Consider the following 25,561-nt stretch of genomic DNA (forward strand, 5'->3'; position numbering starts at 1 on the left):
GAGGATCATGTCTGTGACTGATCTTGACATGCCGGCTGTGCCGGCGAGCGACGCTGCTGATGAGGCGGCGATGAAGGACTGGGCTGAGCATCTGGTTGCTCAGGCTCGCGCTGAGGGCGCGGGTGCTGACCGGCGAGGGCGGCTTGTTGACCGGGCTGGTGCGCCAGGTGCTCCAGACCGGTCTCGAGGTCGAGATGACCGAGCATCTGGGCTATGAGCGGCACGCTCCGGAGGGTCGCGGGTCACCGAACTCCCGCAACGGGTCGACGCCCAAGCGGGTCACCACTGAGATCGGCGAGGTTGACCTGGCGGTGCCCCGTGATCGGGCGGGGACGTTCGAGCCGGCCACGGTGCCCAAGCACCGGCGTCGTCTGGACGGCTTGTCGGGGAATGTGATCAGCCTGTATGGGTAGGGGCTCACCACCGGGGAGATCCAGGACCATCTGGCCGAGATCTACGACGTCTCGGTGAGCCGGGAGACGATCTCGGTAGATCACCGAGGGGATCGTGGCCGACATGGCCGTGTGGCAGAACCGGCCCCTCGACGCGGTCTATGCGGTGCTGCTGATCGACGCGATCGTCGTCAAGGTCCGCGATTCCCAGGTCGCCAACCGGCCCGTGTACGTGGCGATCGGCGTGGATCTCGCCGGCGAGCGCGACGTGGGGGGCATGTGGCTGGGCCCATCAGGCGGGGAGGGCGCCACCCAGTGGGCGGCGATGCTCACCGAGCTGCGCAACCGAGGTCTGGCCGATGCGTTGATCGTGTGCTGCGACGGGCTTCGGGGCCTGCGGGGGTCGATCCGGGCGACGTGGCCCGACGCCACGGTGCAGACCTGCGTGGTGCACATGGTGCGCATTAACCGGCCTTGGGGGTCGCGGTCAACTGGTGGTTTCGGTGGCGGGTGGTTGTGAGGTGTTGTTCGAGGTGTTGGATGACTCGGTCGTGGCGGGCGGCCTCGTCGGTCCAGCCGCGTTGGTGGGCGTCGTCGCGAAGGGTGCGGATGTCGTCGAGTTGCTCGGCGATGACGGGTTCTCGGGCGGGGTCGGGGACGAAGTTGTCGCATTGCTCGCAGATGTTCGAGTAGGTGCAGGCGCCCGCGATCGGGTGGCGTGAACAGAAGCCGTGCGCGACGCGGGTCTTGATCATTTCGGTGTGGAGCCAGTCGACTTTGGCGGGGATCGCGGTGGTTCGGCCGGCTGGGACGATGTGGATGGGGCGCCGGGCGCGGACCTTGTTCATCGCGGTGTCATAGGCGGCTCGCACGGTGGGCGAGGCGAGCTGCGCGTAGCGCAGCGTCATCTCGGGGGTGACGTGGCCGAGCAACGCCATCAGCGCGGGCAGTGACATGCCGGCGTTGACGAGTTCGGTGCCGAAGGTGTGGCGGAGCTGGTGGGGCACGACTCGCAGTGGTTGCCTGTCGGGGCCGGTGAGCCCGGCGGTGTCGGCGGCGTGTTGGAGTGCGCGTCTGATCCGATGTGCTCCGGGGCGTCGCCCGCGTTCGGTGAACACGAAGTCGCAGAGGCGTCCGTCGCGTGGATGCGGAAGGGGTCGTTGCCGGTCGCGGTTGGTGATCCAGGCGTCGAGCGCGGCGAGTGGTGCTGGGTCCAGCGGCACCATTCGTTCGGTGCCGAGCTTGCCGATGGGGACCTTCAGCCAGGTGCCGTGGGTGCCGAAGGTGACGAGGCAGTCGAGTTCGAGGTCCAACAGCTCGCTGATGCGCATCCCAGTGGCTCGCAGCAAGATGATCCCGGTTCGGGCGAAGTCGTCATCGAGGTGTTCCACGGCGGCCATCAGATCTCGGTCGACGCTGGGCGGGAGCGCGCGTGGGAGGGGTGCGGGCAGGCGGGGCAGGTCGGCGAGGAAGAACAGCCGGCGGTTGGGTTGGCTGGCCCATCCCCATTCGGTGATGTCTTCGAAGAAGACGCGCAAATCGACCAGATCGTGGTGGAACTGGGTTGGCGACACGGTCCGCCCGCGACCGTTGTTGCCGCGGCACGGCCGGGTTCTGGCCCAGGCGATGAACGGTTCGATGTGGACGGTGCGGTCGAGTTGATCGAGCCGTTCGATGTCGGGATGGTGGTCCGCGAGCCAGTCACACAGGACCCGGACCGACTTGATCCGCATCTGCACCGTTGACGGTCGCAGCACCGTGGAGATCGTCTCGGCATAGCGGACAGCCTCGCGGGCGATCGCGGGTTGCGGGATCGTGGCTGCGTGCTGCGCAGCGCTCCGTGCCGGTGGTTGGCCCAATCGGGGTGCGACATCGCAGATGCCAAGCTGAAAGCAGATGTGACGCAGCGAGAACAGGCGCGTCTTCAGCCGGGTCCGCGCAGATGCCGTCACCGCGGGACTGCGATCAAGCTCCGCAACGATCGCGTCGAAGTCGGCGTCGTGGAGACCGTCGATGGCCTTGTCGGCCCACACACAGATCATCGACGCTGCCAGGACCACAACCTGGCGGGTCCAGTTCTTGCTCCATCCGAGCCCCAACGCCATCTGTTCGACCCGGGCGATGCCGTCGGGGTGAGCGGCGGCCCACACCGACGGCAGATCACAGCCGGCCGGTTTGGCGAGCAGCAGCTCGAGATCGGGTCGCCGTCGGCCCGACACGAACAGCCACGTCACGAACGGCCATGCCTTCGCCCGGCGCAGATCCGCCAACCGGGCAACCGTCGGGCGTTGCATCCACACATCCAGATCCCGATGGACGCTCATGAACCGGCGAGCCCGACACACACGATCCCGCCGAGCGCCAAGCGTGACCGGCAACGCCGCGACGCGGTCTTCGTAGTCGGCCAACACATCGACAGCCGTTTCCCCGCCGGCGGCCGCAGCGATCATCGCTGAACCGCCCGAACCCGCGACCACTCCGCAGCGATCGTCTCCGCGTTCGGGTGCACATACGCGGCGGTCGTTTCGGCGTGCGCGTGCCCCATCAGGTCGCGCAGCACCAACAGATCCATCCCCGCCGCGGCCAGCTCAGTCCCGAACGTGTGCCGCAGCCGATGCGGCCGCACCCGCTGGGCGCCCGAACGAGCCCGATGCGTCCGGAACACCCGCCGCAACCCGGCCTCGCTCATCGCCTGGCCCGCCGTCGGACCGCGCAACACCACGAAACACTCCGGTGTCGTCAACCCGGCCGGTCGCTCCAGACGCAGATACGAACCCAACGCGGTGAAGAACGCTCGATCAACAGGCACCGTTCGCTGCTTGCCGCCCTTGCCGGTGACCATCACCTGTCCCATCCCGACATCGATGTCGGCCAGGCGCAGCGACCGCACCTCCGACGCGCGCAGGCCGCCGAGCAACATCAACAACACCACCGCCCGGTCACGATGACGGTCCAGATCGGCCAAGAACACCGAAACCTCCTCCGCCGGCAAGCTCTCAGGCAACGGACGGCTCTGACGCACCAGCCGACCATCCGAACCGCGGTGACGGCCACCAACATGACCCAGCACCCCGCGGCGAACCTGGCGCAGCCCGCCCGAGCGTCGAGGCGACGGCACCGGATTCACCTCGATCTCGCCGCTCATCACCAAGTAGTCGAACAAGCCACGCACCGCCGCCACGCGACGGTTCATCGTCGCCGCCGCCGCGCCACGACGCTCCTGCAACCGGACCACCCGACTGTGTTGCGTCTGATTTCGCGCGACGGGTTCTGAGTTTTTTCGAGCAGCGTCGGTCAGGGTTGGCGGTCTCAGCGCAGGAGGCTGCCGATGACCGCTCCGCCGGGCCGGAGACCGAGGAAGATGCTCACAGCGGAGCAGAAGTACGACTTGTGGGTGCGGATGCTGACTGGGCAGATCACCCAGGCCGAGGCGGCGGCGGAGGCCGGCGTGGATCGGTCGGTGGTGTCTCGTTTGCGTGCGGTGGCACGCGACGGGGCGATCGCTGCGTTGGGGGCGTCGAAGCCTGGGCGGCCACGCCGGACGCGGGCCGAGGCGTCCGAGGCGGCGGCGTTGCGGGCGGAGGTGGAGCGGCTGGGCCGCACTGTTGTGGAGCAGGCCGTGGAGCTGGCGGTGCTGCGGGGAAAAACGGGCTGGGGATGAGCGGCCCTGTTCCCGCCCGCGTCGATGGGGCCGCCAAGGAGTGCTTGCTGGGGCTGATCGACGACGCCACCGCAGCGGGATGGACCCACGGCCGGGTGTGCGCGGTGCTGGGCATCGATCGGCGCCGGGCGTGGCGCTGGTCCCGGCGCCGCGACGCGGGGCAGCTCGATGACGCCCGCCCCGGGGGCCGTGCGGTCCATGGGCTGCTGGGGTGGGAACGCGACGAGATCGTGAAGCTGTTCGACGAATGGGGCGACGTCGACCGGTCCCATCGCAAGCTCGCCCACCGGGGCTCCTGTCTGGGCCGGGTGTGGGTGTCGCCGTCCAGCGTGGACCGCGTTCTCGCAGGCCACGGCCTCGCCCTGGCAGGCGTGCCGCGCCCCAAGCGGACGGCTCGCTCGCCGTGGCCCGGCTGGTGCGAGTGGCGCCCCAACCAGCTGTGGTGCTGGGACGGCACCCAGTTCCCCCGATGCCGGCCCGCCAAGCACGCCTACGCGATCGTTGATGTCGTGTCCCGCAAGTGGATCGCCGCCCACCTCACCGGCACCCCGGACTCGGTCGCCGCTCGAGTGCTGTCCGCCGAAGCGCTCCAAGCCGAGGGGCTGCTCACCGACGAGATCGCGGCCCGCTTGGCCGATCCCGACGCCGAGCCGCCTCAGCACGACGACATCCCGCTGCTGCTGGCGCTGTCGGACAACGGCCCCGAGATGCGCGCCGGCGACACCGCCCGCTTCATGGCCGCCTGCTCGATCGCCCAGCACTTCGGCCGCCCATCCACGCCCACCGACCAAGCCTGGATCGAGTCACTCTTCGGGCACCTCAAAGACGAGCACCCCCACCTCGACACGCTGGACCGTCCCGCCGATCTCGCCCGGGAGCCCGAACGCGTCCGGACCCACTACAACGAGAACCGGCTGCACGAAGGCATCGGACACGTCACCCCCCAAGACGAGCACCAAGGCCGAGGCGACGACATCCGCCAAGCCCGACGCGACGGCCTCCGACAAGCCGACGCCCAACGCCGCCACGCCCACCGAAACCCACCACTACCATGACCAACCAACCACCACCGCCAGCCCGCCGACGCTGCTTGAAAAACCCGGCAATCTGTCGCGAAGAGTCAGAAACACCTCACGCACCGTTCGCAGTGAGAACTCACGAACCTCCAGATGCGCCAACCACCTGTTCGCCAGACCGACCACATCCCCATCACCGACCAGACGGTGACCGCCATCGATGACCGCTACTCGCAACCCCACCACAGCCTCCTCGACCGAAGTCTCCACCCCCGACCAGCACCACGCGCGGACCCACACGCCACCAACCGAAGCCCCGAGCCCCAAGGCCGGTTAACGGAGAACAGCCTCCGCTACGCATCCAACAAGCACTGGGGACCCATCACCAAGGCCATGCGGGAGACCTCTGCACCTCAGCGACCGTCGAGGCCGCCCAGACGCGGTTCGAGGCCTTCGCCGAGGACTGGGAAGGCACCTACCCCGCCATGATCCGCTCCTGGCGGCAGGCCTGGGACGAGTTCACCCCGTTCGGGGAGTTCCCCGCCGAGCTGCGCAAGGTCGTCTACACCACCAACGCCATCGAGAGCCTCAACGCCCGATTCCGCCGAGCCGTGCGCCATCGAGGGCACTTCCCCAACGAACAAGCCGCCATGAGAGTCCTCTACCTTGTCGCCACGACCCGGCGCAAGAACCGCACCGACCTGATCGGCCGCACCAACGGCTGGAAAGCCATCCTGAACACACTGACCGTCCACTACGGCGACCGCATCGCCGACCACATCCGATGAACACCATCACGGCCGGTTACACAAAAATCCGAGTGTCACTGTTGGGTTTGCCGGGGCTCTCTGCCAGGGGGTTACGGTCCGGTCCTGCGCTCGGCGATGACTCCACAAAATTTTGGCTTCGTGCCTGTTGTCCGACGTGTCGCGTCGAGTGTGGGGCCGGCAGGAGCGCTCCTGTCTTGAAGGGAGCCTGATCGTCTCGACTCGGATGTGACGAAGCGCCCCTGCCGTTCCCGGACCCACCGGAGCATTACTTCCAGCAGGAGCACAGCATGACATCGCCAGTCGGGGGAATCGACCCCCACCAGGACACCTTCACCGTGGGGGTCGTCGACCGCCACGGCGTGGAGATCACCCACGAGGCGTTCGCGAACACCGCCGCCGGCTACGGCGAAGCGATCGACCTGCTCGACGCGCACGGCGTCGAACGCGTCGGCGTGGAGGGCTCGGCGAAGTGGGGCGCGCATGTCGCGATCGCGCTCGCAGCAGCCGGGTTCGACGCCCGAGAGGTGCCCGCTTCGCGGTCGGCGGCGCAGCGCCGTTCGCGGCGGCTGGACAAGACCGACGCCGTCGACGCGGTCTCGTCCGCTCGGGCGCTGTTGGCCGAGCCGACGCTGGGCCCCGTTCAGGCCCTGGAGGCCTACGACCCGCTCGTCGCGAAGATCGAGGCAGTGCTCGAGCATCGCAGAACCCTTGTGGCTGCTCGCACTTTGATGCTGCACCACGTCGCGGACCAGATCGCCAAGCTCCCCGCAGAGATCCGTGACCAGCTCACCGCCGACGGCAAGATCGAGGGCCGGCTGCGCCGCCTCGAGCACATCGACCCCGACATCGACACCACCCCCGCCGGCGCGTACCGGCTCGGCTGGCTCCAAGCATTCATCGACCACGACCGCGCCGCGCGGCGCGAAGTCCGACGCCTCGAACGCCTCATCGACGAGCTGCTCGACCAGCACGGCACCACCCTGCGAGACGAACCGGGCGTCGGCCCGATCGCCGCAGCCACCCTGGTGTGCGAGGTCGGCGACCCGGCCCGGTTCGACCGCGAATCGAAGTTCGCCCGCTGGTGCGGCACCGGCGCCGTCGCCCTCTCATCAGGCGAAGGCAACAAAGACCCCGTCAAGCACCGGCTCGACTTCAGAGGCAACCGGCGCATCAACTCAGTGCTCCACATCGCGTCAGTCACCCAACAGCGCACCCAGCCCGACGCCGCCGCCTACCTCGCCCGCAAGACCGCCGAGGGCAAGACCCGACGCGAAGCCCGCCGAGCCCACAAACGACAACTCGCCAACCGAGTCATCCGCCGCATGTGGCGCGACGAAAAACACCGCCAACAACACCCCCCGCTCGCCGCCTGACAACAACACTTGACAAGGGAGCGTCGGACAGTCGGCAAGCTCTATCGGTGGTTGCGACTGAGTTGAGTGTAGATGTCGGCGGCTGATTGCCAGTTGTGGAGTCGGCGGGGCATCCAGTTGAGGCTGTCCTCGATGATCGACAGTCGCAGGGGGTTGAGGTCCAAGGGTGTGGCTTTGGGCAGCCAGCGTCGCAGCAGCCCGTTGGTGTGCTCGTTGGTTCCGCGCTGCCAGGGGCTGTGAGGCTCGCAGAAGTAGACCTTGATGCCGAGCGCGTCTTCGATGTCTGCCCAGCGGGCCATTTCGCGGCCTTGGTCCCAGGTGAGAGTGCGCACGAGGTGCTCGGGCTGGCGGGCCAAAGCCGCGGTGACTGCCTTGGCGACTTGGGGCGCCCGGTAGCCGTCGGGCAACGCGACGACCAAGGTGTGGCGGCTGGTGCGCTCGACCAGTGTCGCCGCGGCGCTCTTGTTCGCCGCGCCGACGATCAGGTCGCCTTCCCAGCGGCCCGGCTCGGATCGGTCCGCTGCTGCGGCGGGCCGCTCGCACAGCGGCCGGTATCGGCCCAGCGGGCTGGCCTTTTCGCTGCGGCGGCAGCGCTGCTGACGCGGCAGGTGCTTCCACGCGTCGGCGCCCAAGCAGCAGCCGCTGTACACGCACCGATAGATCGTCTCCGCGCACACCGACACGCCCTCGGCGGCCAGATCGGCGCTGATCGCATGCGGCGACCAGCACAGCTTCAGCTTGGCGGCCACCAGCCCGGCCAGCGCCGGGTCCGCTTCGAGCTTGCCGCTGCGAGGCCGCCGCGCGGCCGCCGCGCACGCCCCCCGGCGAGCTGCTGAGCGGCCTCAGCGCAGTACACGCCGCCTTGGCGGCCCCGCCCCAGATCGCGGTACACCGTCGACCGGTTCCGGCCGATCAGCCTCGCGATCTCATCGGGCTTCGTTCCCGTCCTCGTGAGCGCCTCGATCCGAGCGCGCTCAGACAACGACAGCCTCCCTGCCATACTGGACACCTCCATTGGTGGTTGCTTCGGTTGACAACCGGTCATCATGACCGATCAGTCGCAACCACCAATAGAGTTCGCCGTTGCACACAGACCTCTGCGTATCATCTCGACAAAAGCAATCGTTGAGCAGCGAGTGCTGTGGCAGAGACCACTCGCCTGCGACCGTCATTAGCAATAACGACTGCACATGATCGTCTCACCTTATCGATGACAATTGCGGATGACCACAGCGTGTTTGATCCAACCAGGGTGTACAAATCCAAGTCGGTCTTATGATGAGCTACTCGCGACGTCACTTGTGTGAACACCGACTTCAGGATCGCGTCAGCAAGAGCCGCATTCGGCGAGCCATCGCCAGCGAGAAATACTTCGGCCAGGATTGTTGTCAGGTCGCCTAGTGCGATGTGCATGCCTCCAGCTGACGCATAAACCAACGGATTATCACTATATCTGTCGCTAGGGAGACGGCCACTACTCAGGCCCACTGCTATTGGCCCGAGCCGCACTCGTGCCCCATGGCCTCGCACTCTCGGTGGTGGACCGAATCCGAGAGACTCGACCCCAAAACTACGGTGCAGATGCGAAAGTAGCAGTGATTCGAAATCTGATCCGAACAACCGATCAATGGCGGCGCCGACGAGAATATAGCCCAGGTTTGAGTAACGCGGCGCGGTCAGCCTGTCGGTCTTGCCGGATAGGGCAATCGTTGCAATCTCTGAGCGTTGGATTTGCGGCTCATTGCCGTCGTTCCAGTGTTTGAACATCTGTCTGATGCTCAAGTCTCGTCTGACGTTCACATGATGTGTCAACAGATCCTGTACTGTGATATGCATCCAAGTAGGATCCATCGTCGCTATGTCGGCAAAGATTTCCCCTACCGGGCGACTCCAGCAGGGCGTCTCTCCGCCTACAGCTTGTGTGCAAAGCCATGACGTCAACAGCTTACCGCACGATCCGATGTGCCATTGATCCGAAGGGTTTAGTCCTTCAATTGAACCCCGCATTCGAACACCCTTAGATGCGCAACACAAAGACGTATCGGGCAGTAGTAGACTGCCGACAACACCCGGGACTCTATGATCGTCCCGCAAGGAATCCAAGACACGACTTAATGATGTCAATTCATTGGACATGTGTAGCCCGTCTCCTCAACAGCAGACTACGGCGGTTTGAGAGCGCTCGAACTGTTCGTGCGTATTCTTGATCTGTCAAGAATACGCACTCGCTCGCGATCATATATATGGCAAATGACGTCAGACCCATTAGCAAGCCAATCGACGAGTGGAACAGGACTCCAAAGACTACCACAATGAGACGGCCCGTACGGCTGAGCAGCAACGCCGGAACGGCTACCTGAAGCACCACCGTGATATATGTCGCGGCTACCATAAGCAAAGGCAGATCAGCCAAGAAGTCCGTGACTGGAGGCCAGGAGAACTCTGGTACTTGGAATATGTAGTAAAGCGCGGTTCCATCTCGCCAAGTAGCTCCCTGTGCCTTGTACAAGCCGGAAGTCATGTACAGAAGCGCCACTTGCAGAATGATTGAGACAACGGCGACATTGTGAAAAAAGTTGCCAATGCTCGCGGGACCTTCTACTGTATGGGCCGATCGGTACCGCCTCGACGAGAATAGCTTTAGCGAGAATACATCCGTTGACCGAGTGAGGATCAGCCAAAGAAGAACTAGGCTAGCGATATTGTCACCCCCGTCCAGTATGAGGGGATTACGAAGGAACAACGAACTCAAGAAGATGTAGTGCAAGAGCGTCCCGACGCGGCCTAGGCTGCCTAGCAGAAATAGAACAGCTATGACTATGCCTAGGTGATAGACTATCTCGAACCATATGCGGCTAGCGCTCAGTTCGTAAAGACTAAACGTTGGTCTTTGAATGGTCACGCGAAACACGGCGTAGTCATAGATGCCTCTAGGCCCCCACAAATAATGGCGGTCTAGGTAGTTAGAAAGGTAGTGACCCATCGCTGCCGTGCCATATCCGATGCGCAGTAGAGATGTGCCGTACAGTCCGTATCGCCGACGCCATACAAGCTCAAGGCAGGCCCCGAGTTTAGCAGTAATAGTGAATCTATGTTTGTCGATCACCGAGAATCTCAAATTTGGCTATACGGAATCACTTCGACGCACGGAATCATTTCATAGACATACGCGGCACTCCTAGAGGAACACTACGGAACAATGGCTCGTTACTCTTGATCTCGGCGATGCGACTCTACCATGATCCAAGGAGAGTCTATAATGTTGGTAGTTTGGCTTAGCGGCGCCATTCCTCTTTGCGAATAGGGTGTCGGTTCAATGTAAACCATTCTTAGTTGATAGTGGGTAGCGATGTTGCCCCATAACCGCTTGACTTCAGACGCAGCAAACGAGTCGATGAGTTTCGCACGATATCTCATGGCAGGTGCCGTGGAGTCACTATTCTTTTCGTCCAAGGCCTCCAGCAGGTTAGGCACCTCTTGGATTTCCTCCGGTGTCAGTAAACCTTCGTTGAGCAGTGCTTGTTCAAAGCGGTAGGTCCATTCGTCCCGGTGATGCAATAGCGTAAAGATTCCGGTGGGAACCAGATATCGCCGGTTAGGGAATAGTCGTGTGTCATGGAGTTCAGCGAGTAACGGACTCGTTACATCGTGGAATGTAGTTTCCTCGCCGAGGCCGTCATTTGAAGCCAATCGTGCGCGCACCAATATGACACGGTGCTGCTGTATCGGATCTGGAGCGAATAGTCTCCAAATCGTCGCTAGGTCGTCGGCATCCAGGCGGGGCGGGTGCCCTCGTAGCGATCGATGGCTTCAGCGCTGCGAAGCGTGATGCCGATGTCGTCGAGACCCTCGAGAAAGCGCTCCCGGGTGGCGTCGTCCATCGGGAACGACTCCTCGATGCCTGCGGCGGGCGCACTGAGCATTCGCCGCTCGACGTCCACGGTCACGACGAGATCGGGATCTTCGGCGATGGCTGCGCGCAAATCGGCAGCGGTCTGCTCGGACACCTGCACCGGAACAAGCCCATTCTTGGTGGAGTTGTTGCGGAAGATGTCGCCGAACCGGGGTGAGACCACCGCCGCGAAGCCGTAGTCCATCAGCGCCCACACGGCGTGCTCACGGGACGAGCCTGTGCCGAAGTTGGCACCGGCCACCAAGACCGTGGCGCCGGCGTAGCGCTCGTCGTTCAGCACGAAGTCACGCTCGTCGCGCCATTCGCTGAAGAGTCCCTTCCCGAATCCGGTGCGCTCGACGCGCTTCAGCCAGTCGCTGGGAATGATCTGGTCGGTGTCCACGTCCGAGCGGTCGAGCGGCACCGCACGGCCTTCATGCACGCGTACTGGCTCCATCTGTGCTGTCCTTTCGCTCGCTCAGCCGAGGTCGTCGGGGGTGACGAAGCGACCGGCGATCGCCGTCGCGGCAGCCACTTCCGGCGAGCACAAGTGCGTGCGACCGCCACGGCCCTGCCGACCTTCGAAGTTGCGGTTCGAGGTTGACGCCGATCGTTCGCCCGGCGCCAGCTTGTCGGGATTCATGGCCAGGCACATGGAGCATCCCGGCTCTCGCCAGTCGAAACCCGCCTCGGTGAAGACCGCATCGAGGCCCTCAGCCTCGGCCTGCATCTTGACGGAGAACGAGCCTGGCACCACCAGGGTTCTGACGCCGTCGGCCACTGTGCGCCCTCGTGCCACGGCCGCGGCCGCGCGGAGGTCTTCGATGCGCGAGTTCGTGCAGCTCCCGATGAAGACCGTGTCGACCTTCACGTCCGACAGCCGGGTGCCCGCCGTCAGCCCCATGTAGTCCAGCGCACGTTGGGCCGTGGTCGCCTCGACAGGGTCGTCGAAGTCGCTCGGCGCGGGCACTGCGCCGTCGATCGGGATGACGTGCGCAGGATTGGTGCCCCACGTGACGTGCGGTCGCAGCGACGCAGCGTCGATGGTCACCGAGCGATCGAAAGTAGCGCCGTCGTCGGTGACGAGCGAGCGCCAGTCGGCCACTGCAGCGTCCCAGTCAGCACCGCCTGGGACGTGCCGGCGGCCGGCCAGGTACTCGAACGTGGTGTCGTCGGGCGCGATCATGCCGGCCTTCGCGCCCGCCTCGATGGACATGTTGCAGACGGTCATCCGCCCTTCCATCGACAGCGCCTCGATTGCTGCACCGCGGTATTCGATGATGTGACCGATGCCGCCGCCGGTGCCGATCCGGCCGATGATGGCGAGCACGATGTCCTTGGCGGTCACACCCGCCGCAGCGGTACCGTCCACCCGTACTTCCATCGTGGACGGTCGGGCCTGCGGCAGCGTCTGGCTCGCCAGCACGTGCTCCACTTCGGAGGTGCCGATGCCGAAGGCCAATGTGCCGAAGGCCCCATGAGTCGAGGTGTGGCTGTCGCCGCACACCACAGTCATGCCGGGCAAGGTGAGCCCCTGCTCCGGTCCGATGACATGCACGATGCCTTGACCCGGATCGCCCATCGGGTACAGCGTGATCCCGAATTCGGCGCAGTTCGAGCGCAGCACCTGCACTTGCTTGGCTGAGATCGGGTCGGCGATCGGCAGGTGCAGATCGGCGGTCGGAACGTTGTGATCCTCGGTGGCGACCGTGAGATCGGGACGACGCACCGTTCGCCCGGACATGCGCAAGCCGTCGAAGGCTTGCGGCGACGTGACCTCATGGATGAGGTGCAGATCGATGTAGAGAAGGTCGGGCTGGCCGCCGCCGGTCCGTACGACGTGGCGGTCCCAGATCTTCTCGCTGAGTGTGCGCGGTCGTGTCATTCAGGCCTCGATTGCGATGATCTCGATGCTCAGCTGGTTGCCGTTTGCTTCGTAGGTGACCGTCTGGCCGGCCCGAGCGCCCTCGAGCGCTCGGCCCATTGGAGAGCCTGGCGAGACCACCTCGATGTCCGTTCGACGCTCCTCGATCGAACCGAAGAGGAACTGCTCGACTTCGTCGTCGCCTTCGAAGCGGATCGACACGACCAAGCCTGGCGCCACCACGCTGTCGTCAAAACTGTCGCCGACATCGGCGACGATCTCGCAGTTTTCCAGGATCGACTTCAGCCGCATGATGCGGCCTTCCATCTTCCCCTGTTCCTCCTTGGCAGCGTGGTAGTCGCCGTTCTCGGACAGATCGCCCAGCAGGCGCGCCGTCTCGATCTGCGCCGCTATGTCAATGCGCCCACGACCAGTCAGATCGGTGAGCTCCGCCTGCAGCCGATCATGGGTCTCAGCGGAGATGTGATGGATCTCGGGCACCCACGTGAGGTTACCGAGGGCTGCTTCGGGCACACTCTCTGGCGCGATTGTCCGGCCACCGCGGTGACCGGGGCGCAATCGTGCTTCGGGACGTCCTGGACGGACTCCCTGAAGCGGGAGCGGCACGTTCCCAGGACGAACCGGCAAAGGGCACCACAGTGACTCATCGCATCGCAGTCATCGGAGGAGACGGCATCGGACCCGAGGTCATCTCGGTTGCGCTCGACGTGATTGCTGCCGCCGGCGCCGGCATCTCCACGACGCCCTTTGAGCTGGGCGGCCACCGCTACCTGCGCGATGGCACGGTGCTCGACGATGAGACCCTCGCCGAGCTGCGTACCTACGACGCCATCCTGCTCGGAGCAGTCGGCACTCCCGATGTGCCGCCGGGCGTCATCGAGCGCGGCCTGCTGCTGAAGGCCCGCTTCGAGCTCGACCTCTACGTGAATTTGCGCCCGTTCACGCTTCCCGACGGTCACAGCTTCACCGTGATCCGCGAGAACACCGAAGGCGCCTATGCCGGCGAAGGCGGGTTTCTTCGCAAGGGAACACCGCATGAGATCGCCACGCAGGGGTCGGTCAACACTCGCATGGGAGCCGAGCGCGCCATCCGCTTTGGCTTCGAACTGGCTCGCACCCACCAACGCCGTCACCTGACGCTCGTGCACAAGACCAACGTCCTGACGTTCTCCGGCGACCTGTGGGAGCGCACCTTCAATGAGGTGGCGGCGGAGTACCCCGACGTGGACGTCGCCTACAACCATGTCGACGCGGCCTGCATCCACTTCGTGGAAGATCCGCACCGTTACGAGGTGATTGTGACGGACAATCTGTTCGGCGACATCTTGACCGATCTCGGCGGTGCCGTGGCGGGCGGCATCGGGCTCGCCGCTTCGGCCAACCTGAACCCGGACCGCACGGGTCCCTCGCTGTTCGAGCCGGTGCATGGTTCGGCGCCCGATATCGCCGGCAAGGGACTCGCCAATCCCACCGCTGCGGTCCTCTCCGCTGTGCTGATGCTCGAGTTCCTCGGCGAGACGGACTGCGCGGATCGCGTTCGTTCGGCATGCGAAACCGTCATTGCCGACGACTCGGTGCCTGAGACGGGCACCGACGAGATTGCCAAGGCGATCCTGGCCGGCGTCTCAGAGGGATGAGCCCGAATGAATGAAGCCAGCATGAGCACATCTGACACCCCCGGCACGACGCCCGAACCAGGCGCGTCGGCACCGCTCATCCGCGAGGGTGTGCGGGACCAGTCGTGGCCGGAGCGCGTCGAGATCTTTGACACGACACTTCGGGACGGCGTCCAATTCGAAGGCATCTCGGTGTCTTCGGACGACAAGCTGAAGGTGGCCCACCAGCTCGATGCCCTGGGCATCCAGTGGATCGAGGGCGGTTGGCCGGGCTCGAACCCCAAGGACGAGGAGTTCTTTGCCCGCGCCAGCACCGAGCTCGAGCTTGAGCACGCCACGTTGGTGGCGTTCGGTTCGACCCGGCGACCGCGGGGCCGTGTGGACGACGATCAGACGTTGGCTGCCCTGGTAGCTGCCGGCACTTCGACGGTGTGCATCGTCGGCAAGTCATGGGACTACCACGTCACCGAAGCTCTCCGGCAACCGCTCAGCGAGGGCGTCGCCATGGTCGGCGACTCGATCGAGTTTCTCAAGGGAGAGGGCCTGCGTGTCTTCTTCGACGCGGAGCACTTCTTCGACGGATACAAGAGAAACCCGGAGTTCGCGCTGTCGGTGCTCGAGGCCGCAGCGGTCAACGGAGCCGACTGCCTGGTGCTGTGCGACACCAATGGCGGTTCGCTGCCCCACGAAGTGGAGAACATTGTGCGCGACGTCGTCGGTCACTTCGACGGCGTCCAGATCGGCATGCACACACAGAACGACACCGGCTGTGCGGTGGCCAACGCCGTGGCCGGTGTGATTGCCGGCGCCACACATGTGCAGGGCACTGTCAACGGGTACGGCGAGCGAACCGGCAATTGCGACAACACGGTGCTGGTGCCGAACCTGACGCTCAAGATGGGGATCGAGACCGTGCCGAGGGAATGCCTGACGCGCTTCACCTCGGTGGCGCATCACGTTGCCGAGCTCATGAACATGCCGCCGCAGAACCAGCAGCCGTATGTCGGCACTTCCGCGTTCGCCCACAAAGCCGGGTTGCACACCAGTGCCATTGCGCGCCGGCCTGACAGCTACGAGCATGTCGATCCCGCGGCCGTCGGCAACAGCACGCGGTTCCTGCTGGGTGATCTCTCGGGACGGGCGTCGGTGGAGTTGAAGGCCGCCGAGCTCGGCATCGAGATCGACAAGGCCGCGATGGCTGACGTCGTGGACGAGCTGAAGCGGCTTGAGCATGCCGGCTATCACTTCGAAGTCGCCGACGCCTCACTCGAAATGCTGCTGCGCCGCGCCGCCGGGCAGACATTCGAATTCTTCAAGGTCGAGTCGTTCAAAGTGCTCGTCGAGCGCGGCCGCCAAGCCGAGTTCGACACCGAGGCGACGCTGCGCATCGTTGTGGGCGACGAGCGGCGGGTGACGGTCGGCGAGGGTGACGGCCCGGTGAACGCCCTCGACAACGCCTTCCGCCAGGCTGTGCGAGACGACTACCCCGAACTCGACGCTGTTCGCTTGACGGACTACAAGGTCCGCGTGCTCGATGCCGACCGGGGCACCGAAGCGGTCACGCGTGTGCTCATCGATTCCACTGACGGCGAAATGACCTGGACGACGATCGGCGTCTCGGAGAACATCATCGAGGCCTCGTGGCTGGCTCTGCGCGATTCGGTCATCTACGCGCTCATGCGGCATCGTCTCGACGCCGGTTGCAGCGCATAGTTCAAGCACAAGCTCGAGCACACTGCCAGATGCGGCCTGCGTTGCCGCCGCTTCCTAGACTGCGCGGCCATGGCTGCGCCACGTCACGTCAGGGCCGAACCGCTCGCGGTCGTCCGTTCGTACTCCTCACCGGACGTCACGCCTCGTCGCTGGGAGGCCGCCCGTCGGGGCGAATTGGCCGGTGGCCAGCCCACGGGAGCGTTTCGGGGACATCAGGGACCCGACCAAGGCTACGCGTATGGGCTGGTGCGCCTCTTCGATGACCGGGTGTATCTCACTGAGGGTCAGCATCGCGACGATGTCGACGCCGGCTGCGTGGCCATAGCCCTCAAGCGTGCCTCGATCTTCGGGCGAGCGCCGGTGGTGTGGGATCTCGAAGCCGGATATCTCGCGTTCGGCTTCCTCGATCAGCAGCCTCCCGCAGCGTTGGCAGCGCGGCGGGCGCCGCTCTTCGAGGGGGTTGCGGAGGCCCATCACTACAAGCAGCTCAGGAAGCTGGTTGCCTGCGTCCCCACAGAGGTGCTGGTGCTGACGCCGCGTGAAATCAGGCGTCGCTACGAGACCGATCCCCTGAGCCTGACGCGAGATCTGACCCAATGAGCGCCGATCCCAATCGCAGTACCGGCCAGTGCTGAGCGGCACCGCGAGCGGCGTCAGCCAGGTGTCGGTGGTCGGCGAGGGAAGCGGCGCCACGCCGGTGACTCCCCGCCCCCGGCTGCGTTTCGCACCGGCCCCCACGGGACTGCCGCACTTGGGCACGGCCAGGACGGCGCTGTTCAACTGGCTGTACGCCCGCCACTGCGGCGGCGAGATGGTGCTGCGCATCGAGGACACGAACGCCGAGCTGGCGACGAAGGCGCACATCGACCAGGTCCTCGAGATGCTCGACTGGCTGGGACTGGACTTCGATGGCGATCCAGTCTTCCAGAGCGAGCGAGGCGGTCTCTACGACGCCGCTGTCGAACGCTGGCTCGACAGCGGGCAGGCCTATCTCGACGACGGTGCCGTGCGGTTCGCCGTTCCCTCCGAGGGCGTGACGGCTTTCGACGACACCGTACGAGGCCGCGTCGAGTTCCCGAATGCGTCCATCGAGGACTTTGTGGTGAGGCGCAGCGATGGCAGCGCAACGTTCTTCGTCGCCAACGCCGTCGATGACCTCGACGGGGGCATCACCCATGTCGTCAGGGGCGAGGATCTGCTGAACACGACGCCCAGGGTGGTCCTGTTGCGCGCCGCACTAGGGGCAGCCGACGTGCCGATGTTCGCCCACCTGCCGCTCATTGTCGACAAGCAGCGAAAGAAGCTCTCCAAGCGGCGAGACGACGTGTCGCTCACGAGCTATCGCGACCAAGGCGTGCTGCCGCAGGCAATGGTCAATTACTTGGCACTGCTGGGCTGGGGACCGCCAGATGGCATCGAGGTGCGGCCGCTCGCGGAGATCGTCGAGCTGTTCGACCTCGCAGACGTGAATGCGGCGCCCGCCATGTTCGACATGGGCAAGCTCACTGCGATCAATGGCGAGTACCTGCGGTCGCTCGACGACGCCGGCTTCGCTGCTGCAATCGAACCATGGGTACGCGCCAAGCCCTGGGGTGAGGCCCTTGATCTGGCGGCACTGAGCGATGTCGCCCCGCTGATTCGTGAGCGCACGCGACTGCTGTCTGATGCTCCCGACCGCATCGCCTTTCTCTTTGCCGAGCCCGAAACGGACGCCGACGACTGGGATGCCGCGCTGGCTGCGCCGGCTGGCGACATCCTTGATCGCGCGCGTGCGGCCTTCGCCGCCTTCACCGATACCGAGTGGACCGCCGACTCTCTGCATGCCTGCCTGCGGGCGATTGGCGAGGAATTCGGCCTCAAGCTCGGGAAGGCGCAGGCGCCCGTGCGGATCGCGATCACCGGGCGCTCGGTCGGCCCGCCGCTGTTCGAGTCGCTTGAGCTGCTGGGTCGCGACACCGCCCTGCGACGCCTCGACGAGGCGCGTCGGCGACTCGGCCGCACCGGTTTGCCGGCGGGCTGACGCGCCACTGCCGGCGGGTCATCGCGATGCTGCGCCACTAGCCTGATCGGGTTCTCGGGGATGGTGTAATTGGCAACACAACTGGTTCTGGTCCAGTCATTGGGGGTTCGAGTCCTCCTCCCCGAACCAGTCTTGAGAGCGGCGACCGGCGAGCACGCGCCCGATCCGGCCGGCCCGGTGCACAGGCGGGTTCGCCGCCGAGAGAATCTGCACTTGCCGCTCTGTCGCGACCTAATGGTGCGTCGGCAATTTGCGCAGGGCCTGCCGAAGCCTGTTTCCGCAGGTCAGCGGGCCGTGACCTGCCCGCAAGAAAACCGCGACACACCACTAGCATCACCCGCTGTCCCGGCCAGCGTGGGGTTCCATCGAGAAAGCCACGGAGTTGGGCCGACCTGATAACTTGCCTGCGTCGGCCACATGGTCGGCGCAGACCGGAGGGGGTAGAGCGCGTGGCGTTGCTGGAAGTCCAGGACATCTCCGTGCAATTCGGCGGCATCCGTGCGCTCGACGATCTGTCGTTCTCCTTGGACGAAGGTCAGATACTCGGACTCATCGGACCGAACGGCGCGGGCAAGACCACCCTGTTCAACGTGGTCAGCCGGATCTACGACCCGACAACGGGATCGGTGAGCTTCGACGGGCACGACCTGCTCTCGATGCCGGCCCACCAGATCAGTCGGCTCGGTGTGTACCGCACGTTCCAGAACCTTGCCTTGTGGCGAGGCATGACCGTGATCGAGAACGTGATGGTCGGCGACCACACCAACACCAAGGCCAACTTTTTCACTGCAGCGTTCCGGCTGGGAACCCGCAGCGAAGAAAAGGATCTTCGACGCCGAGCCTGGGAGGCACTCGAAGAGCTGGATCTCGAGGAATTCGCCTACCACCCGGCGGCCGGTCTGCCGTTCGGCACGCTCAAGCGCATCGAGCTGGCTCGGGCGCTGATCTCCAGCCCGCGCCTGATCATGCTCGACGAGCCCGCCTCGGGCCTCACTCATGCCGAAGTCGACTCGCTCGCCCAGGACATCAAAGACCTGCGCGATCGACACAGCCTTTCGATTCTCTTGGTGGAGCATCACATGCGCATGGTGCTGAACATCAGCGAGCACCTCGTGGTGCTCAACTTCGGCCGCAAGATCGCCGACGGCCATCCCGACGTTGTGCGGAACGATCCGGAGGTCATCGAGGCGTACCTGGGGAGTTCGTCATGACAAGTCTGATGCTGAAGGTCGAGGACCTGCATGCTCGGTATGGCGCGGTCGAGGTATTGCGTGGCCTCGACTTCGAAGTACCTGAGGGCAACGTCGTCGTGGTGCTCGGCGCCAACGGCGCCGGCAAGACCACCACGCTGCGTGCGCTGTGCAATATGTGCACGACCACCGGAACGATCCTGTTCGAAGGCGAGGACATTTCCCGCTCAAAGACCGCCGACATCGTGCGGCGCGGCGTCGCCCACGTACCGCAAGGCCGAGGCACCTTCCCTGAGCTCTCGGTGATGGACAACCTCAAGATCGGTGCCTACATCCGGCGGGACAAAGAGGTCACCGCCGACATCGACCGCTGGTTCGAGATTTTTCCCCGGCTCGAAGAGCGCCGCGATCAGCTCGCAGGCTCACTCTCAGGCGGCGAGCAGCAGATGCTGGCCGTTGCCCGCGCGTTGATGTGCCGGCCGAGGCTGCTGCTGCTTGACGAGCCGTCGCTGGGTCTGGCGCCGCTCATCATCGAAGACCTGTTCGAACGCTTCACCCAGCTCAATAAGGAAACCGGGCTGACGATGCTCCTCGTAGAGCAGAACGCCAACCTGGCACTGGATATGGCCGACTACGGCTATGTGATCGAGAGCGGCGAGATCGCTCTGCAAGGACCAGCCGACCAGCTCAAGAACGATCCTGCTGTGCAGGAAGCGTACTTGGGCGCTTGATCCGTAGGTACGGGGGCACACCATGAACTGGAACTGGGGGATTCTCCCGGACTACATCATGAACGGGTTGCGCGACGGTGCCCTGTATGCCGCTGTCGCTCTCGCACTGGTGCTGATATTCAAGGCCACGACCTTGATCAACTTTGCCACCGGCGAGTTGGCAATGATTGGTGCTTTCTTCGTCTACGTGCTGAATATCGAGCAGGGCCTCTGGCTGTGGCTTTCGATCCTCATCGCCATGGGGATCAGTGCTGTGATCGGCGCAGCCGTTGAAAGGGCACTCGTCAGACCATTCGACCCAGATGACCATCTACCTGTAGTGCTGATTACTTTGGGTCTGTTTTTGATACTCAACGCGATTGCCGGCGACATCTGGGAATTCCAACTCCGTGCAGTGAATGATCCATTCGGAGCGTTTCCGACTTGGGTGCCCAACGGAAGCGAGCTGAAGAAGACTCGTGATGGAACTCTCGCATGTGCCGAGGACTCCTTGGGCGAATTGGTTGAGGTTGCTGCTGGCACGGTTGACGCCGAACCCTGCGCGCTGGTCGGTCGAACGTTCTGGGAGCTGTTTGGCACTCGCCTCCATTACCGAACTCTCGGTACGCTGGTCACGCTCGGGCTGACGCTGGTCCTGCTGGCGATCATTTTGGGCAAGACCAAGGCAGGGCTAAGTTTCCGGGCAGTCTCGTCGAATGTCGAATCTGCCCGGCTTGTCGGCGTGAACACGGGCCGCACGCTTGGATTCGGCTGGGCTCTGGCATCGGTGTTTGGCACCTTGGGCGCTGTGTTGGCGGCTCCGGTGTTGGGTGGCATCAGTCCCACACTGATGGCGACGGTACTTATCTATGCCTTGGCCGCGGCAGCGTTGGGCGGCCTCGACAGCCTCGGAGGCGCCGTCGTCGGCGGCTTGCTGGTCGGGCTCATCAAGTCCGTTCTGGCTTCGTGGTTTGGCGTCATCGTGCTGGGCCAGGACTATTTCTCAATTTTGGAGCTAGCGCTCGCATTCCTTGTGATCCTGTTTGTGCTCTTGTTCCGTCCCACGGGTCTCTTCGGAACCCGCCGCATCGAGCGCGTCTAGCTCAACGAATCAAGGGGAGTTGCTGAAGAATGAGTTCTCCACTGCTCATCGTTTCCAAGGGGAGCACCCAGTATCGCCAGTGGCGCATTCTGAGCTGGGGCTACGCCGTTGCGCTTGCCGTCTTGGTGCCATTGGTACTACAGCCATTTCAGATAGGCCGTATGAACCAATCGCTGGTGTTCGTGGTTGCGGTTCTCGCGGTCAATTTGGTCGTGGGCTTCAATGGCATTCTCGCGCTGGGTCATTCGGCATTCATGGGCATTGGGGCCTTTGTCGCCGCGTCCATGGTGCAAGATGAGCTGTGGGACTACTGGATGGTCATACCGCTCGTATTGGTCGTTGGCTTTGCAGTTGGGCTGATCATTGGCTTACCCGCGTTGCGCGTCAAGGGACTGTACCTAGCGCTTATCACCATTGCCCAAGCTGCGGTATTCCCGTCAGTGCTCAAGATTGACGAACTCGGTATCGCGGAGCGTACTGGTGGCCCGAACGGTCGCAGAGTTGAAGAAGAGGTCGACCGTCAAGCGGAAGGCTTCTCCAGCTGGTTCGAATGGCTGCCCGGTGTGGACGGCACCCGCGGTTCAGCCGCTTACCGCTATTGGATCCTGCTCCTCATTACTGTTCTTGCCATCGCGCTGGTTCGGAACATCATACGCAGCAGGCCCGGTCGAGCCGTACTCGCGATTCGCGACAACGAGGCGGGTGCTGCTGTGTACGGCGTCAATCTTCCGTTGTATAAGACGGTCAACTTCGCCTTGAGTGCCTCATTGGGATCGCTTGCTGGCCTGATGTGGTGCTTGGACAAGGGTTTTGTCGGAGAGCAGGACTTTACGTTCATTCTCGCCATCGACTTGATCATTGGTCTGGTGATTGGTGGTGTCGGCACTCTTCAGGGTTCAGTGCTTGGTGGGCTCTTTGTCGTTTGGGTGCGAGACTTCACCAAGCGTCTGCCGGTGATACCGCTGGGTTTCTATGAACTCAGCGGTGATGGACCACTCTCAGCAGCGATTTTCGGCATCATTCTCATTCTGTTCACGTTCTTCGCGCCCGGAGGCATAGCCTCCATGATTACGGCAGTGCAGAAGAGGATCATTCAGGTTGTACCACTGACTCCGGCGGGCAATCCCGTCACGCCGCTTGAACGCCTCGACCCGGGTCCGTCTTCAGTCCGGTCGGCATGGGCGCTCAGGCTCGCAGTCATCGGCCCAGTGTTGCTGGTCGTCGGCTGGATCTTGATGAACGTCGACAATCTCATCGTCGGCACGTTTGCCTTCATGGCACGGTTTGCAATAGTGCTGCTCGCTCCCATCGTCGTTTTCGTCGCCATGAACGAGTTGCGAGCGGCTAAGGCCGGTTTACGTGGGGATAACGCAGCACAAGTCAGCGCTCAAGCCAAGATGGCGGGCGTGCTGGGCGTTCTCAGTTTTGCCTACATCAAGACGTTCGCCCTCAATGTTGCGTTGCGGGCTCACCATGTCGGCCACCTTGCGCGAAAAGCCTCGCTGGAAGTGGACGGTCGAGCACGACCGGCGATTCCAGTCCTCAATGAGGCAGCGAAGTCCGAGGGGTTCGAAGGCGCTGCGGTTGAGTTCTGCGCCACGAATCCTTCGGGCGATTTCAATGGCAACCAAATCAGTGATCTGTGCGAAATCGCGGGTGAGGCGGCTGAGGCGGCAGACACCCCGGTGGGTTTCTGGCTGGTTGGCTGGTCGACTCAGAGCACCTTGGCAATGGTCTTGAGCATCATTGCCTTCGTGGGTACCATCTTTGTCGGGTTGCGGTACTTCGTTTTCTCCGCTTTCTCCGCTGAGAAGCCTGAGGCACCCTCCGAGCCACGTTCTGAGGATGCCAACGCATCCGCTTGATATCGGTATGGTCTCTTGAGCACAGCTGCCAGTATGAGTGAGTGCATCTCGGACTCGTAGGGCTGTCGAGAAGGCTGAATCGCTGACGTGGATGCTGTTCTGCTGTTGCAGCGAGTTTTTGACACGTTGCTGAATGGTGCGATCTACTCCTCATTGGCAATTGCGCTAGCGATCGTCGTCCGGTCTACGGGCCTGCTGAATTTCGCTCAGGGAGAGATGGCGACGTTCTCGGCGTACGTTGCCTTTGTTCTGTTGAGTGGCCCGACACCAGGACTATCGGGGGGCAGCTTGGTGGCTTGGGTTGGCGCCCCTCTGACTGTTCCAGTGGCGATTTCCATAGCCGTGGTTCTTGGGGCTGTTGCCGGCGGGGTGACTGAGCGAGTTCTCATTCGCCCGCTGAGACACGCTCCTGAGTTGGCGGTAGTGAGCATGACTGTTGGGCTGTTCTTGGGCCTGAATTCGCTAGTGGAGCAATGGTGGGGCACAGCCCCCCGGCCATTTCCGCCAGTGTTTCCTAGCGAACTGGACGACTTCCTCGCGATCGCCGGTGCGCGGCTGCGGATCTCGGTCGTCGGTACTTGGATCACGTTGCTCGCGTTGTTGGCGCTCTTGGTAGCTGTGCTGAAGTGGACGCGAATTGGCCTGGCATTCCGTGCGGTGTCGTCAGACCGAGTGTCAGCCGATCTCAACGGAATCCGATCTGGAAGCGTGCTGATGTACGGCTGGGTGTTGGCAGCAGGCCTAGGGGCTACAGCTGCTGCGCTGAGTGCGAATGTTGTCGTACTTGAGCCTCAGATGATGCAGCGAGTGCTCGTGTATGCCTTCGCTGCGACAACGCTTGGCGGCCTCGACTCGCCCAAGGGGGCACTTATCGGCGGAGTTCTGGTTGCATTGGCGGAGACGCTGATTCCTGCATACGTCCCGTTCATCGGATTCGAGCTCAGCGTGGTGCCAGCGCTGCTTGCGATGGTCGCCGTGCTGATGGTGCGCCCGACTGGGCTATTCGGCACTGAACGAGTCGAACGCGCGTGAGCGGCGACGATTGGCCGCCGCCGCTGCCACCGCGTGGCGAGGATGACGAGGCTCCGAATACTGGAACAAATGTCTTCGACATGTTTGCGTCCGCTGAGGAGGCGACGGCAGGTGCACCTGCATACGGTCCTCGGCCCGGTGCGCCCGGTGCTGAGCCTGCTGGGGCGACGTTCAGCGATCGTGCCGATCCACTGCCGGACGCTGAAAGCCCGCCAGAGAGACTCGCTGCTGTCTCATCGCAGCCGGAACACCGCAGTCGGCGGCGACGCAGCAAGCTGTTGGGCTGGATTGGCGGTGCGATTGTGGGTGTGTGGCTCGTCGCAATGCCGTTGACGAGTTCCGTTACTGAGTTCCGTGACGGCGCTGGCTTGGTGGTCACTGTGGTGGCAGTGCTTGGCGTGACCATCGCGACTGGCTTCGGAGGCGTGATCAGCCTCGGCCACGGAGTATTCGTTGCGACAGGGGCATTCGGCACTGCGATCGCCGTCAACGACCTGAAGCTCTCGTGGATAGGGGCGGTCGTGCTGGGCGCGGCGATTGCAGGCGTGCTTGGCGCGTTGGTGGCGTTGCCGATGCTGCGAATCCGAGGCATCTATCTTGCCTTGGTAACGCTGGGTCTCGCCATGTCGTTTCAGCCGGTGGTGAAGCGATTTCCGGCCTTGACAGGCGGCGTGGGCGGCCGCGGTGTGGACTTGGAGGTCCTGCCGGCCTCTTGGCTTGGAACGAGCCGATGGGCGGTGGTCTGCTACCGCTATCTGATCTGTATCGCGGCCGTAGCCGTGGTGCTCTGGCTGACGCACAACCTCGTCAACAGCCGTGCCGGACGTGCCATGCGAGCAGTGCGCGACAACGAGACGGCTGCGGCGGTATACGGGGTCAACATCGTTTCGACGAGGGTGGCGACGTTCGCTGTCAGCGCTGCGGTGAGCGGGTTCGCAGGCGCGCTTGGCGTCGTGCTGGTGCCGTATGTCTCGCAAGAGTCGTATCCGCCGCAAGAATCGCTGCTTCTCTACGCGCTGGCAGTGCTGGGCGGGCTGCATTCTGTGTGGGGTGCCGTAGCAGCCGTGGCGATCCGCGAGGTCGCCGAGGTGCTCGGTGCTCAGCTTGCCCGCGTAGATGGCTTGGGGCCGCTGAGCGAGTTCTTTGATCTCCTCGCAGATGAGCGTTTCCTGTTCGCACTGGCGCTTGTTGCGCTGACGCTTCTGTTCCCCCACGGACTCACAGGCTCCGGGTCTCAGGGAGCGCGCCGGAGTGGCGGTCGCCATCGAGGAAGCAGATTGTTGCGCGATTGACACACCGCGGCATCGCGCAGCTGAGTCAACGC

Annotated in this window: 23 protein-coding genes, 1 tRNA gene and 2 pseudogenes; 16 read left to right on the forward strand and 10 right to left on the reverse strand. The window is 63.9% G+C overall.

Annotation, left to right across the window (positions count from 1 at the left end; translation table 11 throughout):
• Window positions 1–28: 28 nt before the first annotated feature.
• Window positions 29–879: pseudogene (locus tag ACOGXQ_RS00710) on the forward strand (IS256 family transposase); the annotation flags it as partial.
• Here ACOGXQ_RS00710 and ACOGXQ_RS00715 read toward each other — a convergent pair.
• Together ACOGXQ_RS00715 and ACOGXQ_RS00720 are read right to left on the reverse strand one after the other, a co-directional pair.
• Window positions 857–2,842, reverse strand: coding sequence for a tyrosine-type recombinase/integrase (locus ACOGXQ_RS00715; RefSeq protein ID WP_419945566.1), 1,986 nt, complete (start codon window positions 2,840–2,842; stop codon window positions 857–859). The pseudogene ACOGXQ_RS00710 and the gene ACOGXQ_RS00715 sit on opposite strands and share 23 nt — an antisense overlap.
• Window positions 2,839–3,585, reverse strand: coding sequence for a tyrosine-type recombinase/integrase (locus tag ACOGXQ_RS00720; protein WP_419945567.1), 747 nt, complete (start codon window positions 3,583–3,585; stop codon window positions 2,839–2,841). Before ACOGXQ_RS00720 ends, ACOGXQ_RS00715 begins: the two co-directional genes overlap by 4 nt.
• A gap of 135 nt (window positions 3,586–3,720) precedes the next feature.
• Here ACOGXQ_RS00720 and ACOGXQ_RS00725 point away from each other — a divergent pair, with 135 nt between their 5' ends.
• The 4 genes and pseudogenes from ACOGXQ_RS00725 to ACOGXQ_RS00740 all read left to right on the forward strand — a co-directional run bounded on the left by ACOGXQ_RS00725 (window position 3,721) and on the right by ACOGXQ_RS00740 (window position 7,212).
• The gene (locus ACOGXQ_RS00725) at window positions 3,721–4,053 is read left to right on the forward strand and encodes a helix-turn-helix domain-containing protein (RefSeq protein WP_419943765.1); all 333 of its coding nucleotides are present in this window, start codon (window positions 3,721–3,723) and stop codon (window positions 4,051–4,053) included.
• Window positions 4,050–5,108: a transposase gene (locus tag ACOGXQ_RS00730; RefSeq protein ID WP_419945568.1), complete on the forward strand. Its 1,059-nt coding sequence runs from the start codon at window positions 4,050–4,052 to the stop codon at window positions 5,106–5,108. The genes ACOGXQ_RS00725 and ACOGXQ_RS00730 overlap by 4 nt, the downstream gene beginning before the upstream one ends.
• Before the next feature lie 294 nt (window positions 5,109–5,402).
• Window positions 5,403–5,857, forward strand: a pseudogene (locus tag ACOGXQ_RS00735) (transposase); the annotation flags it as partial.
• Between the two features lie 269 nt (window positions 5,858–6,126).
• A complete protein-coding gene (locus ACOGXQ_RS00740) occupies window positions 6,127–7,212 on the forward strand; it encodes a transposase (protein ID WP_419943808.1) in 1,086 nt (361 codons plus the stop codon).
• Window positions 7,213–7,253: 41 nt separating this feature from the next.
• Here the strand turns inward: ACOGXQ_RS00740 and ACOGXQ_RS00745 are convergent, their stop codons facing one another.
• From ACOGXQ_RS00745 to ACOGXQ_RS00780, 8 genes are all read right to left on the reverse strand, one after another.
• Window positions 7,254–7,973: an IS30 family transposase gene (locus ACOGXQ_RS00745; RefSeq protein ID WP_419947441.1), complete on the reverse strand. Its 720-nt coding sequence runs from the start codon at window positions 7,971–7,973 to the stop codon at window positions 7,254–7,256.
• Window positions 7,946–8,194, reverse strand: a complete 249-nt coding sequence (locus ACOGXQ_RS00750; RefSeq protein WP_419945569.1) for a hypothetical protein — start codon at window positions 8,192–8,194, stop codon at window positions 7,946–7,948. Before ACOGXQ_RS00750 ends, ACOGXQ_RS00745 begins: the two co-directional genes overlap by 28 nt.
• 122 nt (window positions 8,195–8,316) lie before the next feature.
• The gene (locus ACOGXQ_RS00755; RefSeq protein WP_419945570.1) at window positions 8,317–9,348 is read right to left on the reverse strand and encodes a serine hydrolase; all 1,032 of its coding nucleotides are present in this window, start codon (window positions 9,346–9,348) and stop codon (window positions 8,317–8,319) included.
• Entirely contained in the window at window positions 9,338–10,195 is an 858-nt protein-coding gene (locus tag ACOGXQ_RS00760) for an HTTM domain-containing protein (RefSeq protein WP_419947442.1), read from the reverse strand. The genes ACOGXQ_RS00755 and ACOGXQ_RS00760 overlap by 11 nt, the downstream gene beginning before the upstream one ends.
• A 224-nt stretch (window positions 10,196–10,419) precedes the next feature.
• A complete protein-coding gene (locus ACOGXQ_RS00765; protein WP_419947443.1) occupies window positions 10,420–10,914 on the reverse strand; it encodes a hypothetical protein in 495 nt (164 codons plus the stop codon).
• A 56-nt stretch (window positions 10,915–10,970) separates the two neighbouring features.
• Window positions 10,971–11,561 (reverse strand): 3-isopropylmalate dehydratase small subunit, encoded by a 591-nt coding sequence (gene leuD / locus ACOGXQ_RS00770; protein ID WP_419945571.1) that lies wholly within the window; start codon window positions 11,559–11,561, stop codon window positions 10,971–10,973.
• Window positions 11,562–11,582: 21 nt separating this feature from the next.
• On the reverse strand, window positions 11,583–12,989 hold the full coding sequence (gene leuC / locus ACOGXQ_RS00775) for a 3-isopropylmalate dehydratase large subunit (protein ID WP_419945572.1): 1,407 nt from the start codon (window positions 12,987–12,989) through the stop codon (window positions 11,583–11,585).
• A complete protein-coding gene (locus ACOGXQ_RS00780) occupies window positions 12,990–13,469 on the reverse strand; it encodes a GreA/GreB family elongation factor (RefSeq protein WP_419945573.1) in 480 nt (159 codons plus the stop codon).
• Window positions 13,470–13,627: 158 nt separating this feature from the next.
• Here ACOGXQ_RS00780 and ACOGXQ_RS00785 point away from each other — a divergent pair, with 158 nt between their 5' ends.
• The 11 genes from ACOGXQ_RS00785 to ACOGXQ_RS00835 all read left to right on the forward strand — a co-directional run bounded on the left by ACOGXQ_RS00785 (window position 13,628) and on the right by ACOGXQ_RS00835 (window position 25,529).
• On the forward strand, window positions 13,628–14,626 hold the full coding sequence (locus ACOGXQ_RS00785) for a 3-isopropylmalate dehydrogenase (RefSeq protein WP_419945574.1): 999 nt from the start codon (window positions 13,628–13,630) through the stop codon (window positions 14,624–14,626).
• 21 nt (window positions 14,627–14,647) lie between these two features.
• A complete protein-coding gene (gene cimA, locus ACOGXQ_RS00790; RefSeq protein WP_419945575.1) occupies window positions 14,648–16,318 on the forward strand; it encodes a citramalate synthase in 1,671 nt (556 codons plus the stop codon).
• Window positions 16,319–16,387: 69 nt separating this feature from the next.
• Window positions 16,388–16,918 (forward strand): hypothetical protein, encoded by a 531-nt coding sequence (locus ACOGXQ_RS00795; RefSeq protein WP_419945576.1) that lies wholly within the window; start codon window positions 16,388–16,390, stop codon window positions 16,916–16,918.
• Between the two features lie 28 nt (window positions 16,919–16,946).
• Window positions 16,947–18,338, forward strand: coding sequence for a glutamate--tRNA ligase (locus ACOGXQ_RS00800; protein WP_419945577.1), 1,392 nt, complete (start codon window positions 16,947–16,949; stop codon window positions 18,336–18,338).
• Window positions 18,339–18,392: 54 nt separating this feature from the next.
• Window positions 18,393–18,467 (forward strand) — tRNA-Gln (locus ACOGXQ_RS00805).
• Between the two features lie 320 nt (window positions 18,468–18,787).
• Window positions 18,788–19,549: an ABC transporter ATP-binding protein gene (locus tag ACOGXQ_RS00810; RefSeq protein WP_419945578.1), complete on the forward strand. Its 762-nt coding sequence runs from the start codon at window positions 18,788–18,790 to the stop codon at window positions 19,547–19,549.
• Complete coding sequence (locus ACOGXQ_RS00815) at window positions 19,546–20,259, forward strand: ABC transporter ATP-binding protein (protein ID WP_419945579.1); 714 nt, start codon at window positions 19,546–19,548, stop codon at window positions 20,257–20,259. Before ACOGXQ_RS00810 ends, ACOGXQ_RS00815 begins: the two co-directional genes overlap by 4 nt.
• 22 nt (window positions 20,260–20,281) lie before the next feature.
• Entirely contained in the window at window positions 20,282–21,340 is a 1,059-nt protein-coding gene (locus ACOGXQ_RS00820; protein WP_419945580.1) for a branched-chain amino acid ABC transporter permease, read from the forward strand.
• A 29-nt stretch (window positions 21,341–21,369) separates the two neighbouring features.
• Window positions 21,370–23,205, forward strand: a complete 1,836-nt coding sequence (locus ACOGXQ_RS00825) for a branched-chain amino acid ABC transporter permease (RefSeq protein WP_419945581.1) — start codon at window positions 21,370–21,372, stop codon at window positions 23,203–23,205.
• A gap of 87 nt (window positions 23,206–23,292) precedes the next feature.
• Window positions 23,293–24,237 (forward strand): branched-chain amino acid ABC transporter permease, encoded by a 945-nt coding sequence (locus tag ACOGXQ_RS00830; RefSeq protein ID WP_419945582.1) that lies wholly within the window; start codon window positions 23,293–23,295, stop codon window positions 24,235–24,237.
• Between the two features lie 323 nt (window positions 24,238–24,560).
• A complete protein-coding gene (locus ACOGXQ_RS00835; protein ID WP_419945583.1) occupies window positions 24,561–25,529 on the forward strand; it encodes a branched-chain amino acid ABC transporter permease in 969 nt (322 codons plus the stop codon).
• The last annotated feature ends 32 nt before the right edge of the window (window positions 25,530–25,561 follow it).

Source organism: Candidatus Poriferisodalis sp., from assembly GCF_965208485.1.
Classification (GTDB): domain Bacteria; phylum Actinomycetota; class Acidimicrobiia; order Acidimicrobiales; family Poriferisodalaceae; genus Poriferisodalis.